The 6,237-nt window shown below is 45.5% G+C and carries 3 protein-coding genes and 1 tRNA gene; 2 read left to right on the forward strand and 2 right to left on the reverse strand.

Annotated features, from left to right (window positions below; translation table 11 throughout):
- Positions 1 to 12: 12 nt before the first annotated feature.
- Together ACQ661_RS10870 and ACQ661_RS10875 are read right to left on the reverse strand one after the other, a co-directional pair.
- Positions 13 to 408: a hypothetical protein gene (locus ACQ661_RS10870; RefSeq protein WP_153826325.1), complete on the reverse strand. Its 396-nt coding sequence runs from the start codon at positions 406 to 408 to the stop codon at positions 13 to 15.
- Positions 409 to 444: 36 nt separating this feature from the next.
- A tRNA-Trp gene (locus tag ACQ661_RS10875) sits at positions 445 to 521 on the reverse strand.
- A 143-nt stretch (positions 522 to 664) separates the two neighbouring features.
- On the opposite strand from ACQ661_RS10875, the gene ACQ661_RS10880 reads away from it, so the two are divergent.
- Both ACQ661_RS10880 and ACQ661_RS10885 read left to right on the forward strand, forming a co-directional pair.
- Complete coding sequence (locus ACQ661_RS10880; RefSeq protein WP_431668322.1) at positions 665 to 2,458, forward strand: autotransporter assembly complex protein TamA; 1,794 nt, start codon at positions 665 to 667, stop codon at positions 2,456 to 2,458.
- Entirely contained in the window at positions 2,455 to 5,874 is a 3,420-nt protein-coding gene (locus ACQ661_RS10885; RefSeq protein ID WP_431668323.1) for a translocation/assembly module TamB domain-containing protein, read from the forward strand. Before ACQ661_RS10880 ends, ACQ661_RS10885 begins: the two co-directional genes overlap by 4 nt.
- Positions 5,875 to 6,237: the final 363 nt, after the last annotated feature.

Consider the following 6,237-nt stretch of genomic DNA (forward strand, 5'->3'; position numbering starts at 1 on the left):
GCCACTTAGGAGCTAGCTACTAGCTTTACTGGCAAGCAATGTTTGCCAAGTAGTTTGCTTAGTAGCTGGGGATGGCTGAACTAGATCACTGCCCGTAAAACTGAGCCTTTTGGTGTGAGGCCAACTTACCACGCTGGCTGCTGATAATTCAGTGAGTTCTGTTTCAGGATTTTTGCTAAAGAGTGAAAATAAATCTCGGAGCCATTGGGGCAATGTAACTGGCATCGGCATAGTAGTAACAATCAGCCAAGCGCCTACTTTATAAAAGTACTGAGCAACCGGCTCAGCCTCTTTCTCTTGGGGAACTGCTGGAGCTGATTCGATTCGCTGTCGCCAAAGAGGTAACCCAAGAGCAGCTAGCGCTTGTTGTTGTGATTGAGTAAATTGCGGAACTTGGTGCTTGGTCATGCGTTTAGATTAGCCTAAACGATTAAAATAAGGAAGTGGCAGGGGTGGAGGGATTCGAACCCCCAACCGTCGGTTTTGGAGACCGCTGTTCTACCAATTGGAACTACACCCCTGCAGCTAGGCTCAGAATTATACTGGCATCGCTTGCGCTGGCAAGTGATTTATTCGTGATTTAGGTTTAGTTGCAGCTTTTTTCATCAATCCTTTTAAAAAGCAGTGATATACTGAACCCCACATAGGGATCATAAGGGCTTTCATGATTTTTCGTGCGGTAGTATGTCTGTGGTTATCTTTGCTTGCTCTCAGTTCAGTGCTGATTGCACCTGCGTCGCTGGCTGCGCCACAAGATGCAACCAGCGAGGAACGGCCTCAATTACAGGTCATTATTGAAGGCCTCGACGATCAACTGTTGACCAATGCAAAAGCCCATCTCGCTATTTATGCACTCCATCAACAAACTGTTCCCTCGGTGTTTAGAGTGCGCTACCTGATGCGCCAAGGAGAACAAGAGCTGAAAACAGCGCTGATGCCCTATGGCTATTACCAAACACAAGTCAGCTACGAGTTACTCCAAGAAGACCAGCAATGGACGGTGCGCTACCAGGTGAATGCGGGGCCGATTTCGACCTATCAAACCGTAACTGTAACACTGCTTGGTGAAGCGGACCAAGACGCTGCTTTTACTCGATTAATCGGTGATTTGGCCCCAACCATCGGTGACCCTGTTATCCACCGTGACTATGAGGCGTTTAAAAGTAGATTACGTAACCTCGCCGCCGAACGCGGTTATTACGACGCATTTTTTAGCCGCAGCGGGGTAGCTGTCGATAGCGCTAACTTTGGCGCCGACCTCACCATAGAATTTAACGCTGGCCCGCGCTATTTATTCGGCGATACATTGTTTTGCTGCACCACCATAGGCGCTGAGCTGTTAGATAGATTTGTCCAATACCAACAAGGCAGTGGCTTCAATACTCGAGACCTGCTCGACCTTCAAGTAGGGCTAGCTGCTAGTGATTACTTTAATACCGTTGAAATTTCTCCGTTATGGTCAGAAGCGAGTGATAAACAAGTACCTATTGAGGTCACTCTGACTCCAAACAAGCGCGACCGATATCAAATTGGTCCGGGCTACGGTACCGACACAGGGGCTCGTTTAACGCTTGGATTTGATCGTCGGTGGTTAAATGATCGAGGGCATAAGCTAAGTAGCGTTGTGCGTCTCTCTGAAGTACAGAACACCGGCTACATCAGTTATATTATTCCCGGTCGTAATCCGGCCCGAGACTCTTATAGCTTTAATGCAGAAGTTTCAGATCGCTCCTTTGAGCAACAGCGCTCAACTCTCACCAAAGCTTCGGTACGTGATATTCGTCACTATGATCGCTGGCATCGAACCTACGAGTTATCTTATCAGCGCGAAGACTTCGCCTTTGGTGACGAGCCGCGGCAGCGCTCAAATTTCTTTATTCCCTCTATCGAATGGAGTTTAATTGAGAGCACCGCCCTTGAAGGCAGTCGCAATATTATTGACGATGGCTACCGGATTTCAGTTCTTCTGCGTGGCGCCCATGAAAGTCTCGTTGCTGATACGAATGTTATTAGTCTCAAAGTAAGTGGCAAATGGGTGCATCGGTTAAATGATAAATGGAGAGTTCTTGCCCGCGCTGAAGTGGGAGCCTTAGAAGCTGACAATTTTGACTTATTGCCGCCTACCTTGCGTTTCTTCTCAGGTGGCGACCACAGTGTGCGCGGCTATGGCTTTCAACAGCTAGGACCTCTCAATGAAGAGGGAGTGGTCGTTGGTGGACGTTTCATGACGGCTAATAGCCTTGAACTAGACTATGCTTTTCAACCTAATTGGCGCGTTGCTATCTTTACTGATCTTGGTAACAGTATGAGGGATTGGCAGGAGAGCCTAAAACAAACGGTAGGTATCGGAGTTCGGTGGGTTTCTCCGATTGGTCCAGTGCGATTAGATATCGCTAATGCTATTGATGAACCTGACACACCATGGCGGATTCATTTTACTCTGGGGCCTGATTTATGAGATGGGTTAAACTGCTTGCTTGGGTCATAGTTATTCTGTTTGTGCTAGTGCCAAGCGTTATCTATGGTTTAGTCGCAACCAACAAAGGTTCGAACTTAGTGCTGTCACAGGCACTTAAATGGAGTGGGCAACCCCTAACCATAGCCAAAATTGAAGGTGATTTACTTTCAGAGTTAACCTTATCGGGTGTTGATTATCAAAGCCCAACATTACAAATCAGTGCTAAGAAAGTAGCACTTAACTGGCAGCCAAGTGCACTCATTGACCAGCAGCTCGTCATTAACCAAATCATCACAGCAGATCTGATCGTACGTTATCAAGCCACAACAACAGAGCCAACAGAGGAAACTCAACCACTGCAATTACCTGACATTAGCTTGCCCTTTGAGCTGCAAGTTAAGCAATTCAGAACTGAGAATACTCAAATACAATTAGCGGAAGGTTTAGAAACATTACCTGACGTTAGCTTAGCTTTAAACTGGCATCAAAACGATTTAACTCTAACTGAGGTAAAAATCAGCTACGACAACATGGATGCTGTCATGAACGCCCAACTTGATACTACTGCCCCCTATCAATCATCCGTGACCGCAACTTGGCAATTATCACAGTTACCTATCTCTGCAGTAGCATTAACCGAACTTACTGGAAGTACAGAATTAGTCGGCAACCTAAATAGTCTAAACGCGGTGACCCGTTTTGAAGCCGAACAAATACCTGAGCAGCAAATGACGATTCATGCAGAACAGCTGTTAACTGATTTTTCTTGGCAGGCTTCGTTAATTCTGAACCAGTTACCTCTCAGCCTCGGCTTTCCGTTACTAGAAGATAGCGCAGCGGCTGCTTGGTTAACGTCATTCAATGATGCCAAGCTATCCGCTACCCTTGATGCCGACCCAACCCGGTTGCAGCTACATCAACTCCAAATTAATGACATCCAATCGGCTTCCAAGCAGATGGCTGGTGGCAGCATCAATGCAACAGGTGTTGTATCTAATTATCTCGATGCCATGGTAAAACCAAATCAAACTGAGTTTAATGTTGATTTAGCTATTGATAACGTAGCGATAGAGCACACTGAACAAAACTTCCTGATCAAGCAGCTGGCGTTAAAGGTTAAAGATAATCTCAGTAAATTTAGCTATGAACTAGCGGCCGATGTTACCCACCCTTTAACCGAAACAGTTTCTACTCATCTCCATGGCACTGGTAGCCTTCATGATCTCGCCATTGAGAGCCTAAGCCTGACTGCGCCAAACTTTAACGCACTACTTGCGGGCAGCCTGAATTGGAAGGAAAATGTTGAAGGCCATCTTGATGTCCAGCAGTTTACCTTAGATAGCCAACTTATAGATGCGAGTTTAACGGAGCAAATTACTGCAGAAGGTGGTTTAGCTTTTAGCAATAACCGAGTTCGTGCTGAACAATTCAATCTTCAATGGCGCTCAAACAAAGTGCAACTAGATGGTGCCATGCGCAGCGACCAACCGCTACTTATCGATATTCAAGTACCTGATATCTCAGAATTATCAAATAGTCCATACGCACAAGGAAACTTAGTCTTAAAGGCCTCAGCGGCATTAAACACTAACCAAGCGGTCGTATTAGATATCGCTGAGTTAAGTATTAAACATCCGGATTTTGGTGATTGGGCAACCAATAAGAACGGCAAATTAGAAGTTCCCTTGGCCCAGCCTGTAGCTCTAACAGCTGATGATCTCTGTCTCCAATCTAATGCCCGCATACCAGCCGAGATCTGTTTACAAACCGCATACAGCAATCAGCAACAAACGACCACTATAACTGCACGTAGCCTACCACTAGCCTTGCTCAATCGTTTTCGTGAAGCTGACGTAGCCGAGCGCGTATGGGGTTTGGTTGACGCAGATGCGAGCCTGATTGTTGATACTAACAGTTGGAGTATTGTGCGCACCGAAGGTGATATCCGTAGCGATCGAACCTTTCTCTTTGCGCTAGACGAAGAAGTAAGTACAGGTTTTAAATTTTGGGGATTAAGTTGGGCAGGTAATTTAGATTTAATCACGAGTGAGATCACCGCAGAGTTGAACAAGGATGCGGGTGTTCTTATTGGCGATGCCGAAATAACCAACTTAGCGGATGCACCACAATTATCAGGCTCTGTTTTATTAAGCCTAGAAGATTTAACCTTGTTGCAGTGGTTCTTACCAGATTTACGTTATGAAAATGCCACGGCACTGGGTAGTATTGAGTTTTCAGGACCACTAGCCAAACCCGAATTAATCGGCTCAATCGAGCTTGCTGCCGATGAAATTGGTTTTGCTGAAAGCGGACTCTTGTTAACTGGTGTTCGGGTTAATGCGCAAACAGCCAAACAACAACCTGATAATATTCTGCTAGATGGCCAAGCTTATTCAGGCGATGGCTGGATCACCATCCGTGGCTTAATTGAACCCAAACTCGAACGTTTAGCTATTGATATTGATGGCGAAAAATTTCGCACCATTCAGACACCAGAAATTACCGTCGATGTCTCTCCCAATATCACCATTTCGCTTATCGATAAGCGTATCGACGTGAAGGGCGAAGTAACCATTCCTTATGCAAACATTGAGCAGCCGGAATTAGGTGAAAGCATAGATAACCCATCTGAAGACATTAAATTATATAAGGATGGCAAGCCTGTTGTAACCGATGAGAGTTCCATTTATCCGCTTTATGCAGATATTCGGGTCAATCTAAGTGAACAGATTAGCGTAAGCGCGTTCGGTTTTGAGGGTAATTTAGCAGGTCGCTTGCGACTCATTGAACAACCAAATCGAGCACTAACAGCCAGTGGTAGTGTGCGTGTCACTGAGGGTTTTTATGAGCTCTATGGGCAACGTTTAGAAATCGATCGAGGCTCTCTCATCTACAATGGCGGTTCTGTTGATAATCCTGGCCTAGATTTGCGAGTGGTGAGGGCTAAAGAAAACATCATGTCTACGGAAAATGTGACTGTCGGAGCGCAAATTACTGGAACTCTAACCGAACCAGACTTCCAAATGTTCTCAACACCAGCAATGCCTGATAGCGAGGTCCTTTCCTATTTGATACTAGGCCGCGGCTCGGGAACTACCCGTGGCAGCGGTGATAATATGCAGTTACAGGCATTGATCATGTTAGGCTCCAAAGGTACTGAGGTTATTGGTCAACCATTACAAGAGATCTTTGGCTTAGATGAATTTGGGATTGATTCGACCATGAATCCTCAAGACACCTCCTTTTACATAGGCAAATATCTATCACCTAAGCTATACGTTAAGTACGGAGTGGGACTGTTTGAAAACACCAATACGTTCCTGATTCGTTATTTCTTAACTGATAATATCTTAATTGAGTCAACTGCTAGTGGCGAAGCTCAGGGCGGCGATATTTTTTATACTATTGAGAAGTGACGGCATTTAGTTGTTCGGTATTGGTTATTAGATTGGCTATTAGCATTGGCTACTGCTATTAGCTATTAGCTATTAGCTGTTGGCTGTTAGCTGTTAGCTGTTAGCTGTTAGCTGTTAGCTGTTAGCTGTTAGCTGTTAGCTATTAGCTGTTGGTTATTTTGGCTATTGGCTATTGGCTATTGGCTATTAGCTGTTGGCTGTTGGCTGTTGGCTGTTGGCTGTTAGCTGTTAGCTGTTAGCTGTTGGCTGTTAGCTGTTAGCTGTTAGCTGTTGGCGGGTGGCGGGTGGCGGGTGTTGCACTATTGATGAGTTGTGATTTCGACCACGCAACGAAAAAACCCCTAGCATAGCTGCTAGGGGTTA

This window comes from Pseudidiomarina sp. WS423 (assembly GCF_050750165.1).
Lineage (GTDB): Bacteria > Pseudomonadota > Gammaproteobacteria > Enterobacterales > Alteromonadaceae > Pseudidiomarina > Pseudidiomarina fusca.